We start from the raw sequence: 25,351 nt of genomic DNA, 5'->3' as shown, positions 1-25,351 counted from the left end.
CACCCTTTATCCCTCCCCACAAGGGGGAGGGAAGCCATCAGCGTTTCCATTCCTCGCCCAAACTAGACACCGAGCTTGAAAGAAGAGCACAGCGCTCGCGCCCTCCCTCTCCCTTGTGGGAAGGGATAAAGGGTGGGGGTAACGTCTCCACCAGCACCCATCCTCCAGCAAGCACTCCACCTTCTTCCCAGCTACCGTCGCCAAACGTGAAGCACCGTCACCCGGGCCTTCCCAACCCCTTCTCTCAGCCGACCGTAACCGCGCGGGCGATCCATGCTGCAATCAACCGAGTAGATCCGCCACAACCCGCCCCCCACCCTTTTTATCACCCCCTCCCATGCCCCGCGCCCTGCGCCTGATCCGCCGGCGGCTCCTGACCAGCATCCCCGTTCTGCTGATCGTCCTTATCGGCACCTTCCTCCTGCTCGAACTCGCCCCCGGCGATGCCGTGGACGCCTATCTCGTCTCATCCGGCGGCGATGCGGCCATGATCGAAGCACTGCGAACTCGCTGGAGCCTCGACGCCTCGCCCCTCGCCCGTCTCGGCGCCTACCTATGGGCCGTGCTCCGTCTCGATCTTGGCTGGTCCGTTTCCTTCTCCCGCCCAGTGCTCGATGTGGTGCTCGAACGCCTCCCCAACACGCTTCTCCTGATGGGCAGCGCGACATTCCTTTCCTTCAGCCTCGGCTCGCTTCTGGGCGTCGCGGCGGGTAGCCGGCCCGGTTCGTGGCGGGACCGGCTGCTCTCGATCGGCTCGCTCGCCCTTTACGCCGTGCCAGGCTTCTGGCTCGGCCTCGTGCTGGCCGTGATCTTCGCCGTGCGCCTGCGCTGGTTTCCGCTATCCGGCATCGAAACCATCGCATCGGGCAAGCAAGGCCTCGCCCGCGTGGCCGACATCGCGTGGCACCTGGCTCTGCCCGTCCTTTCCCTCGGCATTATCTACTGCGCACTCTACCTGCGCATGATGCGGGCGGGCATGGCCGAAGTCTGGCGGCAGGATTTCACGCTCGCGGCCCGCGCGCGCGGCATTTCGCGCCACCGCATCGTCTGGCGTCACGTCGCGCGCAACGCGCTTCTTCCGCTCGTCACCATGCTCGGCCTGCAGTCAGCCGCGATACTCGGCGGCAGCGTGGTGATCGAGAGTGTCTTCTCGGTACCCGGCCTCGGTCGGCTGGCTCAGGAGGCCGTGTCTTCGCGCGACACCCCGCTGCTTCTCGGCATCATTCTCGTCAGCGCGGTTCTCGTGATCCTCATCAATCTCGCCGTCGATTGTGCCTACGCCGGTCTCGACCCACGCGTTGGCGGGAGCGAAGCCGCATGAAGCGCCCGGTTCGCTCCCTTTCCGGGATGGTCGGTATTGCGATCCTCGCCGCTCTGGTGCTCGTTGCTGTCTTCGCCCCACTCATCTCACCCGGCGATCCCCTCGCCATCACCGCGCGCCCCCTTCTGCCGCCTCTTGCCGATTGGGCTCACCCTCTCGGCACAGATCGTCTGGGACGCGATCTCGTCGCAGGGCTGGTCCATGGCGCTCGAACCTCGCTCGCGGTCGGTCTCGCGGCAGCCGTCGCCTCACTTATGATCGGCTCGATCATCGGCACGCTGGCCGGCTTTCTCGGCGGCTGGACGGACGAGGCCCTGATGCGGGTGACCGACGCTTTCCAGACCGTCCCCGGCTTTCTCCTTGCGCTCGCCTTCGTGTCCGTCGCCGGGCCGTCGCTTCCGGTGATTGTCCTCGCCATCGCGCTCAGTGCCTGGACCGGCCCTGCGCGTGTCGCGCGTGCCGAAGTCCTGTCTCTGCGCGAACGCGATTTCGTCGCCTCTGCCCGCGTGATCGGCATGCATCCGCTCGAAATCGCATTTCGCGAAATCCTCCCCAACGCCCTGCCGCCGGTGCTGGCTCTCTCCTCCGTGATCGTCGCCGCAGCCATTCTCACCGAAGCTGCCCTCTCCTTCCTGGGCCTCGGCGATCCCAACCGCGTTACCTGGGGCGGCATGATCGCGGAAGGCCGCGCCGTTCTTCGCTCCGCCCCCTACCTCTCGATCATCCCCGGCATCGCGCTCGTGCTCGCCGTACTCGGCGTCTATCTCGCGGGCGAAGCCACCGTCGAACGCGCTGCCCGCCGTGTGGGCCACGCATGAGCCCGCCACTGCTTATCGTCGAGAACCTGACGGTGTCCTACCCCAGCGCGCAAACGCCGGCGCTTTCCGACCTGACGCTCAACCTACAGCGCGGCGAACGCTTGGGGCTCATCGGCGAAAGCGGATCGGGCAAAAGCACGCTCGCTCGCGCCGTTGCCGGGCTCCTGCCGCGCGGCACGAGCGTGGCAGGAAGAATCGAGTGGCCGGCCCTCAACCGCCCCGCTGAGCCCGGTCGAGACATCGGCTTCGTCTTCCAGGACGCCGGCGCGAGCCTCGATCCGGTGATGCGCGTCGGTGCTCAGATCGCCGAGGTCGTCCGCGCGGACCGGAATCTGTCATGGCACGAGGCAAACAAATCCGCGCTCGACCTCCTCGCGGCTGTCAGCCTGCCCGACCCGGCCACGCTCGCGCGCAGCTATCCGCATCAACTTTCCGGCGGCCAACGCCAGCGCGTGGCGATTGCCGCTGCCCTGGCCGGCGAGCCCGCTCTGCTCCTTGCCGACGAGGCCACCAGCGCGCTCGACACGATCGTTCAAGCCGAGATAGCAGCGCTCCTCGATCGCCTCGTGCGCGAACGCAACATGGCACTCATCTTCATCACGCACGACATCGCGCTGGCCTCCAACCTCGTGTCCCGCATCGCCGTGCTGCAAGACGGCAGGCTCGTGGAAGAAGGCGTGACGCATGACGTCATCACCCGTCCCAGCCGGCCCTACACGCGCGAACTTCTCGCGGCACATTGGGAACTGCCCGCGCCATGACCGCGCCGCTCCTCGAAGGGTCAGGCATTACCAAACGCTTCAAGCGCGGCGGCGAAAGCTTTGCCGCCGTTGACGACGCCAGCCTGACGCTCGGCCTCGGCGAAACCCTCGCGGTCGTCGGCCCCTCGGGCAGCGGCAAGTCCACGCTCGCCCGCCTCGTGTTGCGCCTCCTCGAACCCGATGCGGGCGCGATCCGGTTCGAGGGCGAGGATTGGCTGGCGCTGTCAGGTGGCACCTTGCGCCACAAGCGCGCCCGCATGCAGGCCGTGTTCCAGGACCCGCTCGCCGCCTTCAACCCGCGCGCGACCGTGGAAAGCGCCATCGCCGATCCCTTGCGCATTCATGCGGTCGCTCCACGGACCCAGCGCCGCGAACAGATCGCCGAACTCCTTCGGCGTGTAGGTCTCGATCCCGCGCTCTCGTCGCGCACCATCCATGAGATTTCCGGTGGCCAGCGCCAGCGCGTCGCCATCGCCCGCGCACTGGCCAGCCATCCGCGCCTCGTCGTGCTCGATGAAGCCACCTCCGCGCTCGATGTCTCCGTGCGCGGCCAAGTGCTCGACCTCCTCGCCCGCCTCCAAGCGGAGGAAAACCTTTCTTATCTCTTTATCAGCCACGACCTCGCCGTGGTCCATCGCTTCGCCCACCACGTCGCGGTCATGGACGGCGGCCGCATCGTGGAAACCGGGACGGTCGATGCCGTCATTTCCGACCCGCAATCGCGTATCGCCCGCACGCTTCTCGCTGCCGCGCCCCGTCTCAACCGAAAGGCCTGACGATGACCGACCGTGCCGAAATCCTCTCGCGTGAACTCGACAGCGCCTTCCGCAACCGTGCCGATCTCTACCGCCTGATGCTGGAAGAACTGACCAGCGAACTCGGCCCCGATGCCGCCGAGAGTGTGCTCGTCCGCGCCATCGAGAAGCGCGGCCAGGAAGTCGCCCATGCCGCTTTCGCCCGCTTCGGTCCCAACGATGCCCGTGCGCTCGGCGAGGCTTTCCTTGCGGTCAGCCCCGATGATGGGCGCATGTATCCGACCGATGTGGAACGCTCTGAGCACGCGATCACCTTCCGCGTCCGCCGCTGCCCGCTCAAGGATGCGTGGGTGCAGGCCGGCGTCGGCGACGAAAAACTCGCCACGCTTTGCCGCATTGCGGGCGCCTTCGACCGCGGCTTGTTCGAGACATCCGGCGTGCGCTTCGAGAACCGCACATGGGTGCCCGGTCATGGCGATGGCTGCTGTCACATTCATCTCGCCGACCGCGACGGCTGATCCTTCCAGCGCCACGCCGCGCTCCTATATGGTGCCGAACATTCGAAGCTCGAGAGGCATTCCGTGCAATCAAACGGCAAGCGCAAGCGCGCGCTGCTTCTGGTCAATCCCAAGGCGCGCCGCGGCGCCGAGTCGATCGATCAGGCCTGCGATCTCCTGATGTCCTCGGGCTTTACCCTCGTCCGCCGCAAACCCGGCGAAAACGAGAGCCTGGGCGACCTCATCCGTGAGTCTGCCGATGATTGCGATCTCGTCATCGTCGGCGGCGGTGACGGATCACTGAATGCCTCGGCCAAGGCGCTCATGGAAACGCAGCTGCCGCTCGCGGTCCTTCCGCTCGGCACCGCCAACGATTTCGCCCGCACGATCGGCCTGCCCCCAGATCCGGTGGAAGCCGCGCGTGTGATCACCCAGATCGAACCCCGCGCCATCGATCTCGGTGAGGTCAACGGGCACCTCTTCTTCAACGTCGCCTCTATCGGCTTCAGCGCGGAACTCGCCGCCCAGCTCTCGGCCGATGCCAAGAAGAAGTTCGGCGTTTTCGGCTACGGCCTCGTCGCCGCCCGCCTGCTCGCCAAGTCGCGCCTCTTCACCGCCCGGTTGGAGCACGATGGCACCACGGAAAAGATCAAGACGCTGCAGGTTTCGGTCGGCAATGGCCGCCACTATGGCGGCGGCATGACGGTGGAAGAAAATGCGACCGCCGATGACGGCAAACTCGATTTCTACTCTCTCGAAGTCGACCACTGGTGGCGCCTGATGCGCCTTCTGCCTTCCTTGCGAAAAGGAACGCAGGGCCAGTGGGATGATGTACGCGCGTTTCGCACGACGGAGGTGACGATCCGGACCTCCAGGCCGCGGCCGGTCAACACGGATGGCGAGCTGACCACGGAAACGCCGGCGCATTTCAAGATCAGGCCAAAGGCCATTCAGGTCTACGCACCCCGGGAAACGCCAGGAAAGCAGGCTGCGACATGAGCGAGAAAGACAAGGACGCGCACGACTTCGATGTCGTCGGCGTAGAGCCCGCGCAGAGCAAGAAGCGCATTGCAGTCACACTCACCGATGTGCGTGGTGGAAAGGTCACCCTGCATCTTGAGGAAGCGGAAGCGACCAAATTGCGGGACATCCTGGCGCGGGCGCTGGACTGAGGTTCATCGCGAAGCGGAGTCGCTACGACTCCGCCTTGCCGAGTCCTCGGTCTAGTTTTTCGACAGGAGCACCGGCACCGATTTACCCGCTGGCACGAAGCTTTCCTTGGCGTAGTGGCTCACCGGAATGAGCGGGTTCAACTCCGGAAAATATCCCGCGATCGACCCTTCCGGAATGGAATACGTCACGACCCGTAAGTCCGGTACCTCGCGCTTGTGCCCGTCGTCCTCCGCCGAACGAAGCGTGATCAGGTCGCCGTCCTTCAGCGATAATCGCCTCATGTCGCCCTCGTTCATCATGATGATCTGACGCGTGCCCTTGATGCCGCGAAACCGATCGTCGTAGCCGTAGACCGTGGTATTGAACTGGTCGTTCGAGCGCACGGTGACCAGCCGCAGCACGCCCTCGGCATCTTTCTCGCGCCCATCGGCGCTCACCACTTCGGGCACGAAGAAGTTCGCGCGCTTGGTCGGCGTCTTCCAAACGCGATTGCGGGCCGGCAAGGGTCGGGGAAAGCCACCCCTCTTCCAGAGCCGCGCGTTGAAGCTTTCGAACTGGTCCGGATAGACCTGTTCGATTACGTCACGCACCTTGGCGTAGTCGCTCGCCCATTCGTCCCACGGCATGGCTGGATTGGGGTCGAGCGCAGCCTTGGCGAACCCGGCCACGATCCGGGGCTCGGACAGAAGGTGCTCGGATGCCGGCTCCACCTGCCCCCATGAGCCGTGAATGCAGGTCGTGCTGTCTTCCATCGAAACAGCCTGCGCCACTCCATTCTGCCGGTCGATCTCGCTGCGTGCGATGCAAGGCAGCAGATAGGCGACCTTCCCGTTCACCAGATGGCTGCGATTGAGCTTGGTCGCGACCTGAACCGTGAGCGCCATGCGTGACCACGCGTCTTCCATCCGCACCGTGTCGGGGATGGCGCGCAGGAAGTTGCCGCCGAGCCCGATGAACCCGTCCACCTCGCCCTTGAGAATGGCTTCACATCCCTCGACCGTGTTGTGGCCTTTTTCCATGGGCGGTTCGAAGTGGAAGAGTTCACGTAGCTTGGCGTTCGGCACCAGTTCCGGCTTCTCGGTGATGCCGACGGTGCGCTGGCCCTGCACATTGGAGTGGCCACGCACCGGGCAGATGCCTGAACCGGGCCGACCGATATTGCCCCGCATCAGCATCAGGTTGACGATCATGTCCAGCGACTCCACGCCGTGGACGTGTTGCGTCAGTCCCATGCCGTAGAGAAAAATCGTTGCCTTGGCATTGGCATAGGTCTGCGCCGCACGTTCGAGAACGGGACGCTTGAGCCCGGAGCGGGTTTCGATGTCGCTCCATTCCATCTCCCGCGCGGCCTTCTCGAACGCTTCGAAGCCATGCGTGTGATCCTGGATGAACTCCCAATCGATCACCGACTCGTTGCCTGCCCTGCGCGCATCGTCTTCGAGGGCGAACAGCGCTTTCGCGATGCCGAAGCAGGCAGCGATGTCGCCGCCGGGGTGAACCTGATTGTATTGGGTGGAAATCTGCGTTTCCTCGCCGCCCACCATTTCCATGGGTGATTGCGGATTCTTGAAGCGCTCCCAGCCGCGCTCGCGCAAGGGATTGAACGTGATGATGCTGATGCCGCGCTTGCGCGCTTCCTGCAGGGGATGAAGCAGGCGCGGGCTGTTGGTGCCGACATTCTGGCCGAACGCGAAAATGAGATCGGTGGTCTCGAAATCTTCCAGAAGCACAGTCCCGACCGGCACGCCGATAGTGCGCGGCAATGCGACCGAAGTCGTCTCATGGCACATGTTCGAACTATCGGGCAGGTTATTGTTCCCGTAAGCTCGCGCCAGCAGCGAATACATGAAGCTCGTTTCGAGCGAGGCGCGACCCGAGGCATAGAAGATCGTCCGCTTCGGATCATGCGCCTTGATCTTGCGAAGCTCACGGCCGATCTCGGCGAAGGTTTCATCCCACTCGACCGGCACGTATTTGTCGGAGGCCGCGTCATAGCGCATCGGATGCGTCAGCCGACCGGTCATTTCGAGCGCGTAGTCGCTCCAGCCCTTGAGCTCGCTGACGGTGTGCTGGGCGAAGAAATCAGGTGTGCAACGGTCTGCGGTCAGCTCCCATGCGGTCGCCTTCGCACCGTTCTCGCAGAATTCGAACGTATGCGGCTTGGCGGGCTTCGCCCAGGCGCATGACACGCACATGAACCCTTCGGGCTTGTTCTGCTTCCACAGGACCGGCAGAGCCTTGGTCGAGCGTGTGCGTTCGAGGATTTGCGTCAGCCCCTTAGCCGAACCCCATCCGCCGGCGGCACCCTCGTAGTGCTCGATCTGCGGCTTCATCGTCGATTCGTCCATGCGAAACTCCCGGCACGAGATGTTCGAACTGAACGCTTGGAGCGGGGTGGGGTTCAGGCAGCTGTTGATTCACTTTGTCGCGAAGCGCCGAAGGCTGGCCGAACTGCCCTTTGCCGCCTAGTTTCACATGGATGTTCGATCGGACCTGTTCTGCGTGAGGATCGCCTTCTTCTCACCGCCCTTTCCAAGCCATCTGGCGGCGCATCATGCCTTGTCGGAAGCGTTGGAAGCGCGTGGGCACGAATGCGTGCTGATCCACCATCCGGCTCTCCGTTCGAACATGCCCCTCGCCCCCATCCGGGCGGAACTTTGTAGCTGGACGCCCCAACAGGTCGTGAGAGATTCGCGCCGCACGGGTTTTCCCTTCGGCGTCATGCGAACGATAAACAACATGGCGACGATGACGGAAAGCCTGTGTCGCGACGCGCCTGCCATCGTCCGACAGCTCGGCATCCAAGGGGTCGTCGCCGATCAAGCGGAAAGTGCCGGCGCGCTGGTCGCCGAGCATTGCGGCCTGCCCTTCGTCACGGTTGCAGCGGCACTGCCGAACAATCGCGAACCGGCGATCCCACTGCCGGTGCTCGATTGGGACTATGACCCGTCAGAGAAAGGCCTGAAACGCAATCGCGGTGGCGTGATGGTCGCCGGTTGGCTGACACGAAGCCTCGAACGCATGATCGCTCGCGAGGCGCAACGCCTCGGCTGCGCCCCCAAGGGCACGCAGTCGGACTGCCTGTCGCCCCTCGCCGATATCTCGCAGATCGTCGGAGGACTTGATTTCCCACGCGCTGAACTGCCTGCTCATTTCCACTATGTCGGACCGTTGCGCCGCACCACCGAACCGCAAGCCGCCACTCTTCCGCCGTTGGATCCCGCAAAGCCATTCGTGTTCTGCTCGCTCGGCACGCTTCAGGGCCATCGCATCGAGATTTTCCACCGCGTGGCGCGCGCCTGCCGCATGGTCGGCGCGCAACTCCTTGTCGCGCATTGCGGGGCGCTTTCTAATGAACAGGCCGCGACCATCGATGCCGATTGGGTGGTCGATCGCGTCGATCAGGATGAGGCGGTGCGCCGAGCCGACTGCGTGGTAAGCCATGCCGGGCTGAACACGGTTCTTGATTGCCTCAGCGCGGGCACCCCCATGCTCAACATGCCTCTTGCCTTCGATCAGCCGGCGATCGGCGCGCGGCTCAAGCGGCTCGGCATCGGCGAAATCCTGAAACCGAATGCAAGCCATGACGTCATCACGGCATCTCTTCGACGCTTGCTGTCCGATGAGCTTGCCAAGCGACGCGCGAAATCATTGCAAGCCGAGTTGGCCGTGTCGGGCGGTGCGAAAGAAGCGGCGCGCATCGCTGAGCAGGCACTGATAACGCGCCAACGCGTCCTGCATACGCATGCAGTCGCCGCCGAATGACCAAGCTCATCCTTCTGGGCGGCGGCCTCGCCAATGGATTGCTGGCGCTGGAACTGATGCGCTCGCGGCCCGATATCGATTTCACCCTGGTGGAAGCTGAAAGCGCCTTGGGCGGCAACCACACCTGGAGCTTTCATCACGATGACCTGACGGATGCCGGACACGCCCTCGTTCGGCCGCTCGTCAGTCATCGCTGGACGGGCCAGAGCGTGCGCTTTCCCAACATTCGGCGCGATCTTCCTGTCCCCTACTACTCGATTGCAGCGGAGCGCTTCGCCGCTCACCTGACTTCACTTCTCGGTCACCGCCTGCGCTTGAACAGCCGCGCGGCGCAAGTCGGACCGAAGCACGTCTTGCTGGACGGCGGCGAGCGGCTGGAAGCCGATGCAGTGATCCGCGCCGATGGTATTCCCCGGACCGAAGCAGTGGCGATCCGCTTCCAGACCTTTGTCGGCCAGGAGCTTCGCTTTGCCCGGCCGCACGGCCTGACGAACCCGATCATCATGGATGCTACAACGCCGCAGGAAGGCGGCTACCGCTTCACCTATGTGTTGCCCCTCTCGGCCGACACCGCCCTTGTCGAGGACACGGCCTATGAGGATGGCGGCTGGGTCGATCGCCCTGCCCTCGAGCGGCGCATCGCCGACTACTGTCGCGCCCAAGGCTGGGAGCCTGTTGAGACGTTGCGCGAAGAACATGGTGTGCTGCCCATCACGCTTGGCGGCGACATCGACCGCTTTTGGCGCGAGACCGGGGGCGTGCCGAGCATCGGACTCCGTGGCAATTTCTTCCATCCTGTTACCGGCTATTCGCTGCCGGATGCCGTTCGCGTCGCAGATTTCGTGGCGAAACAGCGGGACTTCTCTGCGCCTGCACTCCATGAGGCGATTGCGAGCTATTCCAAAGAGCTTTGGCGTGAGCGGTCCTTCCTTCGCGCGCTTAACCGCATGCTGTTTCTGGCCGGCCACGCCGACCGGCGCTGGCAGGTAATGGAACGCTTCTACCGCTTGCCCGGCGACTTGATCGCGCGCTTCTATGCCGCAGAGCTTATCGTCTCCGACAAGCTAAGGCTTCTGGCAGGCAAGCCGCCGGTTCCCATCTTGGGAGCCATGAAGGCTCTTCTTTCGGACGGACGCGCGTGACGGCAAACCCCAAGCAGGCTGTGGTGATCGGTGCCGGCTTCGGCGGGCTGGCACTCGCCATCCGTCTTCAGTCGGCCGGTATCCAGACCACTGTCTTTGAAAAGCGCGACAAGCCCGGCGGCCGCGCCTATGTCTACGAGGATCAGGGCTTCACCTTCGATGCCGGCCCGACCGTCATCACCGATCCCGACTGCCTGCGGGAACTCTGGTCCCTGTCCGGCCAGAAGATGGAACAGGATGTCGAACTCCTGCCGGTCTCGCCATTCTACCGTCTCGCCTGGGAAGACGGCTATTCCTTCGACTATGCCGACGACCAAGCGGCCCTCGATAAACAGATCGCAGCCAAGTCGCCCGCCGATCTCGAAGGCTATCGCCGTTTCCTCGCCTACTCGCGCGAAGTTTACCAGGAGGGCTACGTCAAGCTCGGCACCGTGCCATTCCTGAGCCTCCGCTCGATGATGGCCGCAGGGCCACAACTGGCACGTCTGCAGGCATGGCGCAGCGTTTACTCCATGGTCGCGAAGTTCATCCAGGACGAGCAGTTGCGCCAGGCTTTCTCATTTCATTCACTGCTGGTCGGCGGCAACCCATTCGCGACCTCCTCCATCTACACGCTGATCCACGCGCTGGAACGCACCGGGGGCGTATGGTTCCCGCGCGGTGGCACCGGTGCGCTGATCAAGGGCATGGTCGCGCTGTTCGAGCGGCTCGGCGGCAGGCTCTTCCTTTCGACACCGGTCGAAAACATCGCTTCGGAGGGTGATCGCATCACCGGCGTCCGCGCCAAAGGCGACTTCTTTCCAACCGACATGGTCGCCTCCAATGGCGATGTGGTTCATACCTATCGTGATCTGCTGAAGGGTCACGCGCGCGGAGCCAAGCAATCCAGGCGGTTGGCGGCCAAGCGGCATAGTATGTCACTCTTCGTGATTTATTTCGGCCTCAACCGCCTGCACACCGATCTGGCCCATCACACGGTCTGCTTCGGCCCGCGCTACAAGGAACTCATCGGCGAGATCTTCAAGGGACCCGAACTGGCGCAGGACTTTTCACTCTACCTCCATTCCCCCTGCATCACCGATCCCACCCTCGCGCCGCCCGGCCAAGGCGCCTATTACGTTCTGGCGCCGGTGCCGCATCTCGGCAGCGCCGATATCGACTGGGAGCACCAGGGCCCGCTCTACCGCGACCGGATCCTCGACTATCTCGAGGCCCGTTACATGCCGGGCCTGCGCAGCGAACTGGTGACGGTCCGCCATTTCGGCCCCAACGACTTCCGCGACGAATTGAACGCCCATCTGGGCTCCGCCTTCTCCCTCGAGCCGATACTGACGCAGAGTGCGTGGTTCCGCACGCACAACCGCGACGATGTGATCTCGAACCTTTACGTGGTCGGCGCCGGCACGCATCCGGGTGCCGGCGTGCCCGGCGTCGTGGGTTCGGCCAAGGCCACGGCAGGCTTGATGATCGAGCAAGCGCGCGCGGGATGAGCGACGCTTTGCAAGCCTATGCGGACGCGTCCATCGCCAAGGGCTCGCAAAGCTTCGCCGCCGCCTCGCGCCTGTTCGACGAAGAAACACGACGTGATGTCGCCAAGCTTTACGCCTGGTGCCGCCATTGCGACGATGTGGTGGACGGGCAGGAGCTCGGCCATGGCCGGATCGAACAGGCTGCGTCCCCGCTCGAACGCCTCGCCGGCCTCGAATTGCAAACGCATGCAGCACTCGGTGAAAACCGCGCTGTCCATCCGGCCTTCCAATGCCTCGCCGATGTCACGAAGCGCCACGGCATCGCTGTCGCGCGCGCCTTCGATCACCTTGCCGGCTTCCGCATGGATGTCGAGGATCGGCGCTTTCGAACGCTCGATGAACTGCTGCTCTACTGCTACGGCGTGGCTGGCGTTGTCGGCGTGATGATGGCTCAGGTCATGGGCGCGCGCGATCCTGCCACGCTCGACCGCGCCTGCGATCTGGGCCTCGCGTTCCAGTTGACCAACATCGCACGCGACATCGTGGACGATGCGCAGCTTGGCCGCATCTACCTGCCACTCGATTGGCTGGACGAGGCGGGCATCCCGATCGACGCCGTTGCCGACCCGATAAATCGCACGAAACTCGCATCGCTCGCCAAGCGCCTGGTCGAGGCCGCCGAGCCCTATTACGACTCCGCCGCCCGCGGCATCGCCGATCTGCCCCTGCGCGCCGCCTGGGCGATAGCCGCCGCCCGCGGCATCTATCGTGCGATCGGGCGAAAGGTCGTGGCGCGCGGCCCATCGGCCTGGGACAGCCGCGTCAGCACCAGCAGGAGCGAAAAACTCGGCGTCCTTTCGAGCGGTGGGCTGCTTGCCCTCCGCTCGCGAATGGCCGGCAGCGAGCTTCGCTCACCGGCCCTCTGGCGGCGTCCCGTTTAGCGCGCCAGGAAACTCGGCATCAGGGCCATGGCCGGGACCGGCTTCGCGCCGCGTGCCGGTTCAGCCTTCTTTTCCTCCGCGCCGAACAGGTGATCGGTCAACTCCGACAATCCTTTTGCGCGCACCGGCAGGCCGGCCAAGGCGGCGCGCGCGGCGGTGACATGCGAACGGATCAGTGCCGTCATGGCATCGCGATCAAGAGTCGAGGCGAGGCGCGCATCCACCCCATCCCGTCCCGTATCCTTTCCCATGGCAACGGCATCGCCGTCCACATCGAGCAGATCGTCGAAGAGCTGGAACGCGCGGCCGATCTCGCGGCCATAGGTCTGCAAATGCTGTTCGGCCAGCGGCGTGGTGCCGGCGAGCGTCGCCGCCATGTCGAGGCAGGTGCAGAAGAGCGAGCCGGTCTTCTGATCGTTGACGCTGGACGCCTCCGCCTGATCGAGCGGGGCCGCGCCATGAAGGTCGCGATACTGGCCGGCGACCAGGCCGTTGAGGCCGATCGCGTTGGACAGAACCGTCACCAGCCGCGCCGAGGTGGCGCCCGACACGTCCGGCAGACTGGCTGCCATGCCATAGGCATCGCTCAAAAGCGCGATGGCCGCGAGGATGGCAACATCCTCGCCGAAGCGCACATGAATCGCCGGCTTGCCGCGACGGGTCTGCGCGTCATCCATGCAAGGCAGATCATCGAGCAGAAGCGACGCGGTATGCACCAGCTCCACGGCGCAGCCCGCGCGCAAGGCAGCCGTCGAGCGGAAACCGAGATCACGCGCAGCCACCACGGTCAGAACGGGGCGCAGGCGCTTGGCGGGCGCGAGCACGCTTTCCCGCATGGCCAAGCCAACGGTTGCCGTCGCTTCCGCCTCGCCGAAATGGCGCAGAAGCTCGGCTTCCACCTCGGCGCGTATCTCGCTGAACGGCTGTTTGTCGCTCGCTGCCATCCACCCTTCCAAGGCTGTCGCTTGCTCTGTCGCGCTCTATCTGGAACACGCTGGCATGAACGGAAGTGCCGTGCAAATCATAAAGGTATGAGCAGTGGCGAACCGAAGGTCTTACACAGGTTGAGCGAGGAGAATGCCGAGCCGGCGCTACGGGCGCGCAAGGACCATCATCTCGATCTCGTTCTGGCGGGCGCAGGTGCAACGGCGGTGTCGAATGGATTCGATCGCATCCGCTTCGCGCACTGTGCCCTGCCCGAAATCGCCTTGGCAGACGTCGACCTTTCGCTTTCCTGGCTTGGCCGCAGGCTCAACGCGCCGCTCCTGATCAGTTCCATGACCGGCGGACCGGCACGGGCGGAAGCCATCAACCGAAGCCTCGCCGAAGCGGCACAGGCGCTCGGCATCGCTTTGGCCGTGGGCTCGCAGCGCGTGGCGCTGGAGGGCGCGGGCGGCGGAGGCCTCGGCTCGTCCTTGCGCCGCGCTGCGCCTGACGTGCCGATCCTCTCCAATCTGGGCGCCGTTCAGGTGCGGGACGATCCTGGCCTCGCCGCGCGCGCGGTCGAGGCGCTGGAAGCTGATGCCTTGATCATTCACCTCAACCCACTGCAGGAGGCGCTGCAGCCCGAGGGTGACACCGACTGGCGCGGCGTGCTCTCGGCCATCGAGGAAACATGCCGCACGCTTTCCGTGCCCGTCGTCGTCAAGGAGGTCGGTGCCGGCATCGACGGCAGAACCGCGCGGCGGCTGTGGGAAGCCGGTGTGCGCCACATCGACGTGGCCGGTGCGGGCGGCACGAGTTGGGCGGCCATCGAGGCCGGACGCGCGCGCACCCCACAACAGGCCGGCATCGCAGCGCCTTTCCGCGACTGGGGCATCCCGACTGCGACGGCTCTTCGACAGGTTCGCGCCGCCCTGCCCGACGCATTCGTCATCGCATCCGGTGGCATTCGCGATGGGCTCGACGTCGCGAAAGCCCTCCGGCTCGGGGCGAATCTCGTGGGCCAGGCGGCCGGCGTCCTTCATGCCGCAATGGTCGGGCCGGAGGCGGTGATCGCGCATTTCGAAACAGTTATCGCGCAGCTTCGGATTGCTGCCTTTGCGACAGGCTCAGCAAATCTTGATGCGTTGCGTGAGACGCCGCTTATCTCTGTTGATTGAAACATCGCACCCATTGCGGGAAACTGGCGGCTCTCTACTTCACATGAAGCGCCCCGCTGGCCCCGCTTCACCTGTTTCGAGTTGACCGATGGCCTATCTGGTTCCGATCCTGATCACCCTTGGCACCTTCCTTCTGATGGAATTCGGCGCCTATGCCGCCCATCGCTGGATCATGCACGGCTTCGGCTGGGGCTGGCACAAGTCCCATCACGAAGAGCACGACGACACATTCGAGAAAAACGATCTCTATGCTGTCTGCTTCGCCGTGATCTCGATCGCTCTCTTCGCGCTCGGCAGCACCTATGTCCCTGTGCTTTGGTGGGTCGCGCTCGGCATCCTGTTCTACGGCATCTTCTATTTCATCTTCCACGATGGGCTGGTGCACCATCGCTGGCTGTTCAAGGATCCGCCCCGGAACGGCTATCTCAAGCGCCTTTACCAGGCTCACCGGCTGCATCATGCCACCGATGGCAAGGATGGCGCCGTGTCCTTCGGCTTTCTCTATGCCCCGCCGATCCAGAAGCTGAAGCAGCAGCTGCGCGAGAACCGTAACGGATGAGTGCGGAAACCATCTCGGCACCGCTGACTTCCTGGAAGCCTGCGCCCAGAACCGATGCAGGTGCTCCACTCTGGGCCTGGGCGATCATCGGCCTGATGATGCTCGCCATGGTGTTCTGGCTCATCAGGCTCGATTGGCGCGCTGACTGGCCTGCCGCCCTTCTGGTTCTGGTGACCATGTTCACCGTGTCCTTCCCCACCGCAACGCGGTCGCGGCACCCGGTCTTGCTGCCCGTCCCGCTCGAACTCGGCATCGCGCTCTTCGTGTTCGGCGCGCTGTTCATGGGTGAGATCCTGCACTTCTACGACACTGTCTGGTGGTGGGACCTGATGCTGCACGGCATGTCGGGCGTGCTTCTCAGCGCCATCGGCCTGCTTGTCGCCTTCGGCCTCGGCGGGCGCGAGTTGAAGCCGCGCGTGGCGTTCCTCTTCGCGCCGATGCTGGCGATGAGCGTGGGCACCGTGTGGGAATTCTTCGAATACGGCATCGAGCAGATCTTCGGCGTGCATATGCAGACGCCGATCAGCGGTGGGACCGGGCTCGACGACACGATGTGGGACCTGATCGCGAACGCCGTGACGGCCGTGCTGGTCGCCACCTATGGCTGGGTGCAGACGCAGCCGCATCGCGAGTTCGGCATGCCGGCCTGGGTGCGTAACGTCCTGGACAGCCGCCGCAGGGCTTAGAGCGCGCGGACTTTCACTGGCCGGTCGCCGGCGAGCGTGAGCGGATTGCGGAGAGGCAAGCCGAACTCGGCTGCTTCGATCTCGAACACATCGCCGTCCCTCGCCTTCACGCCATCCGCGAAAGACAGCGTGGCTGTGCCGAACATATGCACGTGCAGGTCGCCGGGCCGACGGAAGACCTCATACTTGAAGTGATGATGTTCGAGATTGGCGATGGCGTGGCTCATATTCGCTTCGCCGGACAGGAACGGCTTTTCCCAGATCACCGCGCCCTCGCGCGAGATGCGTGAGGTGCCGCGAATGTCGGCAGGCAGATCACCCACCAGAAGTTCGGGGCCGAATGAGGCATTGCGAAGCTTGGAATGCGCCAGCCAGAGATAATTGACGCGCTCCGTCACATGGTCGGAGAATTCGTTGGATAGCGCGAAGCCGAGCCGCCAGGGCGTGCCGTCCTCGCCGATCAGATAGATGCCGGCGATCTCGGGTTCCTCGCCCGCATCCGCGGCGAAGGCAGGCGAGACGAGAGCCGCGCCGGGGGCGACCGCCATCGTTCCGTTGCCCTTGTAGAACCATTCCGGCTGCACGCCGATGGTACCCTCCGCCGGCTTTCCGCCTTCGAGCCCCATGCGGAACATCTTCATGGAATCGGTGAGCGTTTCGGCCTCGCCCTCGAGCTTCTTGTGCATGGCGTCGCGCGTGGCAGCCGAGCCCAGATGCGTCAGCCCGGTGCCGGTCAGGTGCAGATGCGCGGGATCTGGATGGGCAACGGGCGAAAGCAGGCGTCCTTCGCGATAACCGGCTGCGAGATCGACAGTGCGACCGAAGCCCTTGCGCTCGATCAGGGCGCGGAGACCGACGCCCTCGCGGATGGCCTCATGCGCGAGATCGAGGACGCTGTTCGCGCCCTCGACCAGTTTGGCCTCTTCGCCGCCGCGCTCGCGCGCGGCAACCAGTGTCTCGCCATTTTCAACGAGTTGCGAGACGAGCATGAATCAAAGCCTCAAGCCTTGTTCTTGTTGTAGAGGTCGAACACCACGGCGCCGAGCAGCACGAGGCCCTTGATGACCTGCTGCCAGTCGATGTTGACGCCCATGATCGACATGCCGTTGTTCATGACGCCCATGATGAAGGCGCCGATCACGGCACCCGCGACCTGGCCGACACCGCCCAGCGCGGACGCGCCGCCGATGAACACGGCCGCGATCACATCGAGCTCGAAGCCGAGGCCCGCCTTCGGCGTCGCGGTGTTGAGGCGCGCGGCAAAGATCAGGCCGGCGAGTGCGGCGAGCATCCCCATGATGATGAAGATGATGAAGGTCAGACGCTCGGTCTTCACGCCCGAGAGTGCTGCGGCCTTCACATTGCCGCCCATCGCATAGATGCGACGGCCGAAGGTCATGCGCTTGGTGATGAACACGAAGCCCGCGATCAGCACGCCCATGACGATCAAGACGTTGGGCAGGCCGCGATAGGAGGCGAGTTCGAAGATCAGGAAGCCTATAATGGCGGCCATCACGAGGTTCTTGACGATGAACAGGCCGAACGGCTCGGCCTCGTAGCCGTGGCTCTCACGGTTACGGCGGCTCTTGATGGCGGTCCAGAACATCAGGGCGATGATCGCGACGCCGATCAGGACCGTGGTCCCGTGCAGGCTGAGACCCGTATTCGGGATCGGCCCGCCTTGGTCGTTCAGCGTCGGGGCGACGAGCGTCAGGCGACCGATTACGTCGGGAATGAAGCCGGCCGAGAGAAGCTGGAATTCCTTGGGGAACGGACCGACGGAGGCACCGCCGAGCAGCCAGAGCGCCAAGCCCTTGAAGACCAGCATGCCGGCCAGCGTCACGATGAATGACGGGATGCGCATGTAAGCGATCCAGTAGCCCTGGCTGGCGCCGATCAGGCCGCCCAGCGCAATACAGGCAAGGCCTGCGAGGATCGGGTTCCAACCCTGCTGCACCATGAGCACGGCCGCGACCGCGCCGACGAAGCCTGCCACGGAGCCCACGGACAGATCGATATGCCCGGCTACGATGACCAGGAGCATGCCGAGCGCCATGATGATGATGTAGGAATTCTGCAAGATCAGGTTGGTCAGGTTGACCGGCTTGAACAGAACGCCGTTGGTGGTGAACTGGAAGAAGACCATGATGGCGATGAGGGCCAGGACGAGGCCGTATTCGCGCAGGTTCTCCTTAAGCGCGGCCTGAGCCGAGGCGCGCTGCGGATTGACGGCGGGTGCCGCCGTTTCGGTGCTCATGATACTGCCTCTTCTTTCTGGGCTTGTTCTCGCTGGGCCTCGTCCTGCGCCTCGCCGCGCACGATGGCCCGCATGATGCGCTCCTGGCTGGCTTCCGAGGAGGGCATTTCGCCGACAAGACGGCCTTCGTTCATGACATAGATGCGGTCGGTGATGCCGAGCAGTTCAGGCATCTCCGAAGAGATGACGAGGATCGCCTTGCCCTCCGCCACCAGCCGGTTGATGATCGTGTAGATCTCGTATTTCGCGCCGACATCGATGCCCCGTGTCGGCTCATCGAGGATCAAGACGTCCGGGTTCGAGAACAGCCACTTGGACAAGACGACCTTCTGCTGGTTGCCGCCCGACAGGTTGCCTGTGGTCTGGTAGACGCTCGACGAGCGGATATTGGTCTTCTTGCGATACTCGTTGGCGACCGTCAGTTCCTTGATGTCGTCGATCACGCCGCCGGAAGAGACCCCCTTGAGGTTCGCCGCCGTCACATTGTGCTTGATGTGATCGATGAGGTTGAGGCCGTAGACTTTCCGATCCTCGGTCGCATAGGCCAACCCTTGCGCAATCGCGCGGTCAACGGTCGAGACATCGGCCAGCTTGCCGTGGAGATAGACGTCACCGGAAATCTTCACGCCGTAGCTTTTGCCGAACACGCTCATCGCGAACTCGGTCCGGCCCGCGCCCATCAAGCCGGCGATACCCACGACCTCGCCTTTGCGCACATGCAGGTCGATGTTCTTGATGATCTGCCGGTCGGGGTGGACCGGATGATAGACCGACCAGTTCTTCACCTCGAACACGGTTTCGCCGATCTTGGGCTCGCGCGAGGGGTAGCGGTCTTCGAGCGAACGGCCGACCATCGAGGTGATGATGCGGTCTTCCGAGATCTGCTCGCGTTCCATGGTTTCGATGGTGCGGCCGTCGCGGATCACGGTGATGCGGTCGGCGACGCGGCCGACTTCGTTGAGCTTGTGCGAAATCAGGATGCAGGAAATGCCCTGTCGCTTGAATTCGAGCAAAAGATCGAGCAGCGCCTGGCTGTCCTTTTCGCTGAGCGAGGCGGTGGGCTCGTCGAGGATCAGGAGCTTCACGTTCTTGGCGAGCGCCTTGGCGATCTCGACCAGCTGCTGCTTGCCCGTGCCGATATTGGTGATCAGCGTATCCGGGTCCTCGTTGAGGCCGACCTTCTTGAGGAGTTCGGCGGCGCGCTTGCGCGACAGGTTCCAGTCTATGATGCCGCCTTTGGCCTGCTCGTTGCCCAGAAAGATGTTCTCGGCGATCGAGAGGAGCGGCACAAGCGCCAGTTCCTGGTGAATGATGACGATGCCCTTGTGCTCGCTGTCGCGGATCGAGGCGAAGCGGCATTCCTCGCCGAGGAAGCGGATTTCGCCCTCGTAGGAGCCGTAAGGGTAAACGCCCGAAAGGACCTTCATCAGCGTGGACTTGCCGGCGCCGTTCTCGCCGACAATGGCGAGGATCTCGCCTGCGCGCACGTTGAGATTGACGTCCGACAGCGCCTTGACGCCGGGAAACGTCTTGGTGATGCCGCGCATCTCCAGAATGGTATCTTGCATGAAATCAACCTCTGTGGGTTGTTGACGGAGCCGGTGAAGCCTGGCGCTTCTGCTCCATGGATTGCCTAAAAGGCAACCTCTCCCCCGCTCGCGCGGGGAAGAGGGATTTGTTCGATGCCCGAAGGCATCGTCTGCGTTTTCCGCTTACTTGAGGTCTTCGGCCTTGATGTAGCCGGATTCCACCACGGTCTTTTCGTAGTTCGACTTGTCGACCTCATAAGGGGTCAGGAGAACCGACGGAATGACCTTGACGCCGTTGTTGTAGCTCTTGGTGTCGTTGATCTGCGAAGGCTCCTTGCCCTGCAGGGTCTCGTCCACCAGATCGGCGGTGATCTTCGCCAGTTCGCGGGTGTCCTTGAATATGGTCGAGTACTGCTCGCCGGCGATGATCGCCTTCACCGAAGGAACTTCGGCGTCCTGGCCCGAAATGATCGGCCAAGGCTGGTCGGCAGAACCGTAACCCACGCCGCGGAGCGACGAGATGATGCCGCGCGACAGGCCGTCATAAGGTGCGAGCACCGCATCGACGCGCGAGCCGTCGGAGTAGTTGGCCGAGAGGATGTTGTCCATCCGGGCCTGCGCGACCGCACCGTCCCAACGCAGCGTGCCGACCTTGTCCATGCCGGTCTGGCCAGACTTCACGACGAGGTCGCCCTTGTCGATCAGCGGCTGCAGAACGCTCATGGCGCCGTCATAGAAGAAGAAGGCGTTGTTGTCGTCGGGCGAGCCGCCGAACAGCTCGATGTTGAACGGACCCTTCTTTTCCGGGTAGCCGAGGCCCTTGAGCAGCGATTCAGCCTGAAGCACGCCGACCTTGAAGTTGTCGAAGGTGACGTAATAATCGACATTCGCCGTGTCGCGGATCAGGCGATCATAGGCGATGACCTTGGCGCCGGCGTCATGGGCCTGCTGGAGCACGGCCGACAGGGTGGTGCCGTCGATGGAAGCGACGACGAGGGCCTTCTCGCCCTGGGTCACCATGTTCTCGACCTGCGCGAGCTGGTTCGGGATGTCGTCTTCCGCGTATTGGAGATCGACCTTGTAGCCCTTCTCCTCGAGCGCCTTCTTGAGTTCGTTGCCGTCCGAAATCCAGCGCAGCGAGGACTTGGTGGGCATGGCGATGCCGATGGTGCCCTTGTCCTGGGCCTGAGCAAAGCTCATGGCGGCAAGGCTGACCGCCGCGGCAGTCAGCATGGTCTTGATGATGTTCACTTCTCACTCCCTGGTTCAACCGGCCGCAAACTGCCCTCGCCTTCGGTTGGCGACGTGGCAGCGCGGGTGTCGCGGAACGCGACATGCGTTTTGAACTCTCCCGAGCGTCAAGGCTCTTCATCGGCTTCCGGTGAGCCCTCGCGGGTCTCCCGGATGCTCTGGCCAGGACGGCGGGACGTTGGATTTCTTTCGTCGCCCTGTCAAATCGATTTTTGCGTGAAATGGTTGAGAAACACGCTCCGCTGGGGAATGCGAGAGCCCTCAGGCTTTTGGCGGAAGGGGGAAGAGCGAGACAAAGCGCTCAGCCAACGCCCTGTCGCCTTCGACGCGAAGCGTGCCGTCCTTTTCGAGCGCTGCGAACGGCACACCGCCATAGATGGCTGCGGCAAGCGTGGCAGCGCTCCCGGTGAATACCGCATTGCCCGCCGCATGGTCCGTGCGATCATTCGAAAGAACGCCTTCTTCGACCGTCACCTGAAAGCTTTCAGCGCCGAAGGCCATGCCGATCACACCCCGGAAGCCTCTAGCCCGGCTAGGGTCGAACATCGTCCGCAAGGAAAGCATCAGTGAAACATTGCTGAGCGGCAAGCTGGGATCGTGATTGGGCGAACGCGCAGCCCAGCGGCCCAGCAGCTTGATGGGCTCCTCGGCCTCATAGCCCCAAGGCGTCAGCTCATAGACCTGGGAAGCAGCAGGCGGGGGCAATTTGCGCTTGGAAAGGATGCCGGCAGCCTCCAAGCTTTCCAGCCTTTGCGTCAGCACATTGGCGCTGATGCCCGGCAATCCGCCGCGCAGGTCGCTGAACCGTCGCGGCCCCAGCATAAGCTCGCGCACGACGAGCAGGGACCAGCGTTCGCCCACGAGGTCGAGCGCATGTGCCGTTCCGCAGGCATCATCATACAGATGGCGAAACGACGGTCCGTCCTTATTGGTTATTTTTTCTGACTTCATAGTTGATATTTATAACTCAATCGCGTATGCCAGACAAGCCACAAGGAAATGAGGAGTTCTTTCAATGGCGAAGCTGATTTTCGTGAATCTTCCCGTGAGCGATCTTTCCCGCTCGATTGCCTTTTACAAGGGCATTGGCGCCACGCAGGACATGCGTTTCTCGGACGATACGGCCGCCTGCATGGTCTTCTCCGACACGATCCATGTGATGCTTCTGACACATGAGAAGTTCTCTTCGTTTACGCCAAGAGGCATCGCGGATGCCCATGAAACGGCGCAGGTCCTGCTTTGCATCTCGGCCGACGATCGCGAAGGCGTGGATGCCATGGTGAGCGACGCCGCGAAATCCGGCGGAGTGGCCGACCATAGCCCGCAGCAGGACTACGGCTTCATGTATGGCCGCTCCTTCGAGGATCCGGACGGCCATGTCTGGGAAGTGATGTGGATGGATTTGGACGCTGCCATGAAAGCCTTCGGCGAACAGTCCGCCGCCTGATCCAAACCATTCAGAGAGGAGGAAAGACCATGAGCTTCATCGACGGCTTCGTTGCCCCTGTGCCGACCGCCAACAAGGAAACCTACCGCGAGCATGCCCGCAAGGCTTCCGAACTTTTCAAGGAGTTCGGCGCGCTGCGCGTGGTCGAATGCTGGGGCAATGACGTGCCCAAGGGCAAGACCACGGATTTCCAGGGCTCGGTCAAGCTGGAGGACGGCGAAACGGTGGTCTTCGCCTGGATCGAATGGCCATCCAAGGAGGTGCGCGATGCCGGGCACCAGAAGATGATGAGCGATCCGCGCATGGAAGCGTTCGGCGAGATGCCGTTCGACGGAAAGCGCATGATCTATGGCGGCTTCGACGCCATCCTCGATACGGGTGAAGCGTGATGGAGAAGATCGTCACATCGCTCTGGTTCGAGAAGGATGTCGAGGAGGCGGTGAATTTCTACGTCTCGCTGCTCCCTAATTCCCACGTCGATCTGATTGGCACACTCGCAGCCGAAACGCCGAGTGGACCGCCCGGCAGCGTCAAGATGATCAACTTCACTCTGATGGGACAGCCCTTCTTTGCCATGGAAGCGGGGAAACTCGACCCGTTCAACCACGCGATCTCGCTGACGGTGAACTGCGACACGCAAGAAGAGATCGACCGTCTCTGGGACGCGCTCGGCGAGGGCGGCACGGTCGAGCAATGCGGCTGGCTGAAGGACCGTTACGGGGTCTCCTGGCAGATCGTACCCTCGAAGATCATCGAGATGATGAGCGATGAGGATCAGACGCGCGCCAGACGCGTTGCCGAGGCCATGCTGCAAATGGTGAAGTTCGATATCGCCGCGTTGGAGCGCGCTTTTGGCGGGTGAGAAATCCCTGCCGAAGGGTCGGATTGCAGGATAATCCTGCGGCTTTGACTGCGCCGCAGGAATTTTTTCGCAGCGTCGAAAATAATATGGAACCTTTCCTCGGCCCAGCACTTCGCCACATGACCGGTCCGGCGGGGGTCGAATGGGTAAGCATTGATGCTTGCGTGAAATCCCGTGCTCGGACCTAGGGCGCGAGGTTGCAGTGCATTTACTTGATCGGACCGGCCAAGGCTTTGAAGTCGCCACGGCCGCTTCTTCATTCTTCCATACGAACTCCCCACTCCCTCATCGGCTCCAGCCCGACGACGAACGACCGCCGAAGCTGCTGTTCGTCACCTCCGAAATCGCCGACTTCGTGAAGGCCGGCGGCCTTGGCGAGGTCTCCGCCGCCCTGCCCCGTGCCCTGCGCCAGACACATGACATTCGCGTTCTCATCCCCGGCTATCGGCAGGTGACGAGTGGTCGCGTGGTCCATCCTGTCGCAAGCATCCCTGCCTTTGCGGGTCTGCCCGCCTGCGAGATCGGGCGCATCGACATGGCAGACGGTCTCGTCGTCTATGTCGTGCTCGCGCCCGAGCTCTACGAGCGCGATGGTACGCCCTATCTCGATGAGAATGGCGAGGACTGGAAGGATAACGACATCCGCTTCGCACGGCTCGGACTGGCTGCGGCCGAGATCGCGTCCGGAGTGGGGGATCTCGACTGGAAGCCCGAGCTTCTGCATGTGAACGATTGGCCTTCGGCCCTCGCGCCCGGCTATCTCGCATGGCGCGGCGAAACGATGCCGACGCTGATCACGGTGCACAACCTTGCCTATCAGGGCCTGTTCGAGCGCAGCCGCCTCTCGGCGCTGGGCATTCCCGACCACGCTTTCCGGATGGACGGCGTCGAATTTCACGGTCAACTCTCGTTCCTGAAGACCGGTCTTTTCTATGCGACGCATGTGACGACGGTCTCCAAGACCTATGCGCATGAGATCACGACCGCCGAACATGGTTGTGGGCTCGAGGGCCTGCTGCAGACCCGTGCCCGCGAGCACCGTCTGACGGGCATCGTCAATGGCATCGATGACAGTTGGGACCCCAAGCGCGACCCGCTGCTGGCGGGACGCTTCGACGAGAACGATGCAAAGGCACGGCGGGCCAATACCGTGGAATCGCGCGATCTCTTCAAGCTCGCAATCTCACGTGGACCACTCTTCGCCATCATTTCGCGGCTCGTGCACCAGAAGGGCATCGATCTCGTACTGGAAACCGCCGAGGACATCGTGGCTCAAGGCGGACAAATCGCGGTGACCGGGACCGGCGAAGGCCGTTTCGAGAGTGCCTTGACCGAACTCGCGGAGCGTCATCCGGGCCAGGTCGGCGTTCGCGTCGGCTTCGACGAGGCGGAGGCGCGCACCCTTTATGCCGGCAGCGACTTTCTGCTCATGCCCTCGCGCTTCGAGCCCTGCGGTTTGAGCCAGATGTACGCGCAGCGCTACGGTTCGCTGCCTGTCGCCTATCGCACCGGCGGGCTGGTCGATACGATCCAGGACGGTGAAACAGGCTTTCTCTTCTCGGAGCTTTCCAAGAACGGTTTGATGGACGGCGTGCGCCGTGCGTTCGATAGTTTCGGTTCCAAGAAGAAACTGGCCGAGATGCGGCGCAAGGCGATGAAGCGTCCACCGAACTGGTTGCAATCGGCCCGGCGGTATGGCGGCATCTATCAGAAGCTGATGGCGAAACAGCAGGCAATGACTGCCTGAAACGAAGAGCTGCAGCTGATGGTGTTTATGGGGCGTGGGGCTGGAGAAGCCCTGCGCCCTCTTCAATTGTGCATATGGGGTGGACAGAAACGGCTTCGAGCGTCAAAAAGAGCGCCGCCGAAGGGAAGCATTAACCAACCCGTTGGATGATGCCGGCTCCAAGTGTCGCGCGCTCCATCTGTTGCGCGACAGCAACAAGAGGCAGGCTCCGTTTTGTTCGCATCCGCTGTGGCGCACCACTCCTGGATAGGCCGGAAGCCTCTTTCGCT

General features: G+C 63.3%; 25 protein-coding genes. 18 read left to right on the top strand and 7 right to left on the bottom strand.

What is annotated here, in order from left to right; genetic code table 11:
- Nucleotides 1–337: 337 nt before the first annotated feature.
- The 7 genes from NGM99_RS09105 (at nucleotide 338) to NGM99_RS09075 (ending at nucleotide 5,324) form a co-directional block, all read left to right on the top strand.
- Entirely contained in the window at nucleotides 338–1,321 is a 984-nt protein-coding gene (locus NGM99_RS09105) for an ABC transporter permease (protein ID WP_252818160.1), read from the top strand.
- Nucleotides 1,318–2,139, top strand: a complete 822-nt coding sequence (locus NGM99_RS09100; RefSeq protein ID WP_252818158.1) for an ABC transporter permease — start codon at nucleotides 1,318–1,320, stop codon at nucleotides 2,137–2,139. Before NGM99_RS09105 ends, NGM99_RS09100 begins: the two co-directional genes overlap by 4 nt.
- A complete protein-coding gene (locus NGM99_RS09095) occupies nucleotides 2,136–2,900 on the top strand; it encodes an ABC transporter ATP-binding protein (protein WP_252818156.1) in 765 nt (254 codons plus the stop codon). Before NGM99_RS09100 ends, NGM99_RS09095 begins: the two co-directional genes overlap by 4 nt.
- Nucleotides 2,897–3,676, top strand: coding sequence for an ABC transporter ATP-binding protein (locus NGM99_RS09090; RefSeq protein WP_252818155.1), 780 nt, complete (start codon nucleotides 2,897–2,899; stop codon nucleotides 3,674–3,676). Before NGM99_RS09095 ends, NGM99_RS09090 begins: the two co-directional genes overlap by 4 nt.
- A 2-nt stretch (nucleotides 3,677–3,678) precedes the next feature.
- Nucleotides 3,679–4,173: an L-2-amino-thiazoline-4-carboxylic acid hydrolase gene (locus NGM99_RS09085; protein WP_252818153.1), complete on the top strand. Its 495-nt coding sequence runs from the start codon at nucleotides 3,679–3,681 to the stop codon at nucleotides 4,171–4,173.
- A gap of 63 nt (nucleotides 4,174–4,236) precedes the next feature.
- Nucleotides 4,237–5,151, top strand: coding sequence for a lipid kinase (locus NGM99_RS09080; RefSeq protein ID WP_252818152.1), 915 nt, complete (start codon nucleotides 4,237–4,239; stop codon nucleotides 5,149–5,151).
- Complete coding sequence (locus tag NGM99_RS09075; RefSeq protein WP_252818150.1) at nucleotides 5,148–5,324, top strand: hypothetical protein; 177 nt, start codon at nucleotides 5,148–5,150, stop codon at nucleotides 5,322–5,324. The genes NGM99_RS09080 and NGM99_RS09075 overlap by 4 nt, the downstream gene beginning before the upstream one ends.
- Nucleotides 5,325–5,375: 51 nt before the next feature.
- Here NGM99_RS09075 and NGM99_RS09070 read toward each other — a convergent pair whose 3' ends face one another.
- Nucleotides 5,376–7,673 carry an FdhF/YdeP family oxidoreductase gene (locus NGM99_RS09070; RefSeq protein WP_252818149.1) on the bottom strand — a complete coding sequence of 766 codons (2,298 nt, stop codon included), beginning with the start codon at nucleotides 7,671–7,673 and terminating at the stop codon, nucleotides 5,376–5,378.
- 391 nt (nucleotides 7,674–8,064) lie between these two features.
- On the opposite strand from NGM99_RS09070, the gene NGM99_RS09065 reads away from it, so the two are divergent.
- Genes NGM99_RS09065 through NGM99_RS09050 form a run of 4 tightly spaced genes read left to right on the top strand, consistent with a single transcriptional unit; the run spans nucleotide 8,065 to nucleotide 12,642 of the window.
- Nucleotides 8,065–9,090: a glycosyltransferase gene (locus NGM99_RS09065; protein ID WP_252818147.1), complete on the top strand. Its 1,026-nt coding sequence runs from the start codon at nucleotides 8,065–8,067 to the stop codon at nucleotides 9,088–9,090.
- Nucleotides 9,087–10,232 (top strand): lycopene beta-cyclase CrtY, encoded by a 1,146-nt coding sequence (gene crtY, locus NGM99_RS09060; RefSeq protein WP_252818145.1) that lies wholly within the window; start codon nucleotides 9,087–9,089, stop codon nucleotides 10,230–10,232. The genes NGM99_RS09065 and crtY overlap by 4 nt, the downstream gene beginning before the upstream one ends.
- Nucleotides 10,229–11,722 (top strand): phytoene desaturase, encoded by a 1,494-nt coding sequence (locus NGM99_RS09055; RefSeq protein WP_252818143.1) that lies wholly within the window; start codon nucleotides 10,229–10,231, stop codon nucleotides 11,720–11,722. The genes crtY and NGM99_RS09055 overlap by 4 nt, the downstream gene beginning before the upstream one ends.
- The gene (locus tag NGM99_RS09050) at nucleotides 11,719–12,642 is read left to right on the top strand and encodes a phytoene/squalene synthase family protein (RefSeq protein WP_252818141.1); all 924 of its coding nucleotides are present in this window, start codon (nucleotides 11,719–11,721) and stop codon (nucleotides 12,640–12,642) included. Before NGM99_RS09055 ends, NGM99_RS09050 begins: the two co-directional genes overlap by 4 nt.
- On the opposite strand, the gene NGM99_RS09045 is transcribed toward NGM99_RS09050, so the two are convergent.
- A complete protein-coding gene (locus NGM99_RS09045) occupies nucleotides 12,639–13,586 on the bottom strand; it encodes a polyprenyl synthetase family protein (protein WP_252818140.1) in 948 nt (315 codons plus the stop codon). The two genes, NGM99_RS09050 and NGM99_RS09045, sit on opposite strands and share 4 nt — an antisense overlap.
- Before the next feature lie 120 nt (nucleotides 13,587–13,706).
- Between NGM99_RS09045 and fni the strand changes: the two genes are divergently transcribed.
- From fni to NGM99_RS09030, 3 genes are all read left to right on the top strand, one after another.
- Complete coding sequence (fni, locus tag NGM99_RS09040; RefSeq protein WP_252818138.1) at nucleotides 13,707–14,744, top strand: type 2 isopentenyl-diphosphate Delta-isomerase; 1,038 nt, start codon at nucleotides 13,707–13,709, stop codon at nucleotides 14,742–14,744.
- Nucleotides 14,745–14,832: 88 nt separating this feature from the next.
- Nucleotides 14,833–15,303 (top strand): sterol desaturase family protein, encoded by a 471-nt coding sequence (locus tag NGM99_RS09035; protein WP_252818136.1) that lies wholly within the window; start codon nucleotides 14,833–14,835, stop codon nucleotides 15,301–15,303.
- Complete coding sequence (locus NGM99_RS09030) at nucleotides 15,300–15,989, top strand: DUF2238 domain-containing protein (protein WP_252818135.1); 690 nt, start codon at nucleotides 15,300–15,302, stop codon at nucleotides 15,987–15,989. Before NGM99_RS09035 ends, NGM99_RS09030 begins: the two co-directional genes overlap by 4 nt.
- Here the strand turns inward: NGM99_RS09030 and araD1 are convergent.
- The 5 genes from araD1 to NGM99_RS09005 form a co-directional block, all read right to left on the bottom strand.
- The gene (gene araD1 / locus NGM99_RS09025) at nucleotides 15,986–16,978 is read right to left on the bottom strand and encodes an AraD1 family protein (RefSeq protein ID WP_252818133.1); all 993 of its coding nucleotides are present in this window, start codon (nucleotides 16,976–16,978) and stop codon (nucleotides 15,986–15,988) included. The genes NGM99_RS09030 and araD1 overlap by 4 nt on opposite strands.
- Nucleotides 16,979–16,989: 11 nt before the next feature.
- The gene (mmsB, locus tag NGM99_RS09020) at nucleotides 16,990–18,246 is read right to left on the bottom strand and encodes a multiple monosaccharide ABC transporter permease (protein WP_252818131.1); all 1,257 of its coding nucleotides are present in this window, start codon (nucleotides 18,244–18,246) and stop codon (nucleotides 16,990–16,992) included.
- The gene (mmsA, locus tag NGM99_RS09015; protein WP_252818130.1) at nucleotides 18,243–19,814 is read right to left on the bottom strand and encodes a multiple monosaccharide ABC transporter ATP-binding protein; all 1,572 of its coding nucleotides are present in this window, start codon (nucleotides 19,812–19,814) and stop codon (nucleotides 18,243–18,245) included. Before mmsA ends, mmsB begins: the two co-directional genes overlap by 4 nt.
- 144 nt (nucleotides 19,815–19,958) lie before the next feature.
- Nucleotides 19,959–21,026 carry a multiple monosaccharide ABC transporter substrate-binding protein gene (chvE, locus tag NGM99_RS09010; protein ID WP_353937395.1) on the bottom strand — a complete coding sequence of 356 codons (1,068 nt, stop codon included), beginning with the start codon at nucleotides 21,024–21,026 and terminating at the stop codon, nucleotides 19,959–19,961.
- Between the two features lie 261 nt (nucleotides 21,027–21,287).
- On the bottom strand, nucleotides 21,288–21,977 hold the full coding sequence (locus NGM99_RS09005) for a winged helix-turn-helix transcriptional regulator (protein ID WP_252818129.1): 690 nt from the start codon (nucleotides 21,975–21,977) through the stop codon (nucleotides 21,288–21,290).
- Between the two features lie 64 nt (nucleotides 21,978–22,041).
- On the opposite strand from NGM99_RS09005, the gene NGM99_RS09000 reads away from it, so the two are divergent.
- The 4 genes from NGM99_RS09000 to glgA all read left to right on the top strand — a co-directional run bounded on the left by NGM99_RS09000 (nucleotide 22,042) and on the right by glgA (nucleotide 25,082).
- Complete coding sequence (locus NGM99_RS09000) at nucleotides 22,042–22,473, top strand: VOC family protein (RefSeq protein WP_252818128.1); 432 nt, start codon at nucleotides 22,042–22,044, stop codon at nucleotides 22,471–22,473.
- Between the two features lie 29 nt (nucleotides 22,474–22,502).
- Complete coding sequence (locus tag NGM99_RS08995; RefSeq protein ID WP_252818126.1) at nucleotides 22,503–22,862, top strand: DUF1428 domain-containing protein; 360 nt, start codon at nucleotides 22,503–22,505, stop codon at nucleotides 22,860–22,862.
- Nucleotides 22,862–23,335, top strand: a complete 474-nt coding sequence (locus NGM99_RS08990; RefSeq protein ID WP_252818125.1) for a VOC family protein — start codon at nucleotides 22,862–22,864, stop codon at nucleotides 23,333–23,335. Before NGM99_RS08995 ends, NGM99_RS08990 begins: the two co-directional genes overlap by 1 nt.
- A 202-nt stretch (nucleotides 23,336–23,537) precedes the next feature.
- Entirely contained in the window at nucleotides 23,538–25,082 is a 1,545-nt protein-coding gene (gene glgA / locus NGM99_RS08985) for a glycogen synthase GlgA (RefSeq protein WP_353937394.1), read from the top strand.
- Nucleotides 25,083–25,351 lie beyond the last annotated feature (269 nt).

The sequence above is a fragment of the Mesorhizobium liriopis genome (assembly GCF_024053505.1).
Classification (GTDB): domain Bacteria; phylum Pseudomonadota; class Alphaproteobacteria; order Rhizobiales; family Rhizobiaceae; genus Mesorhizobium_B; species Mesorhizobium_B liriopis.
Note: the sequence above shows the minus strand (reverse complement) of the source record. Positions and strands in the feature narration are given on the sequence as shown.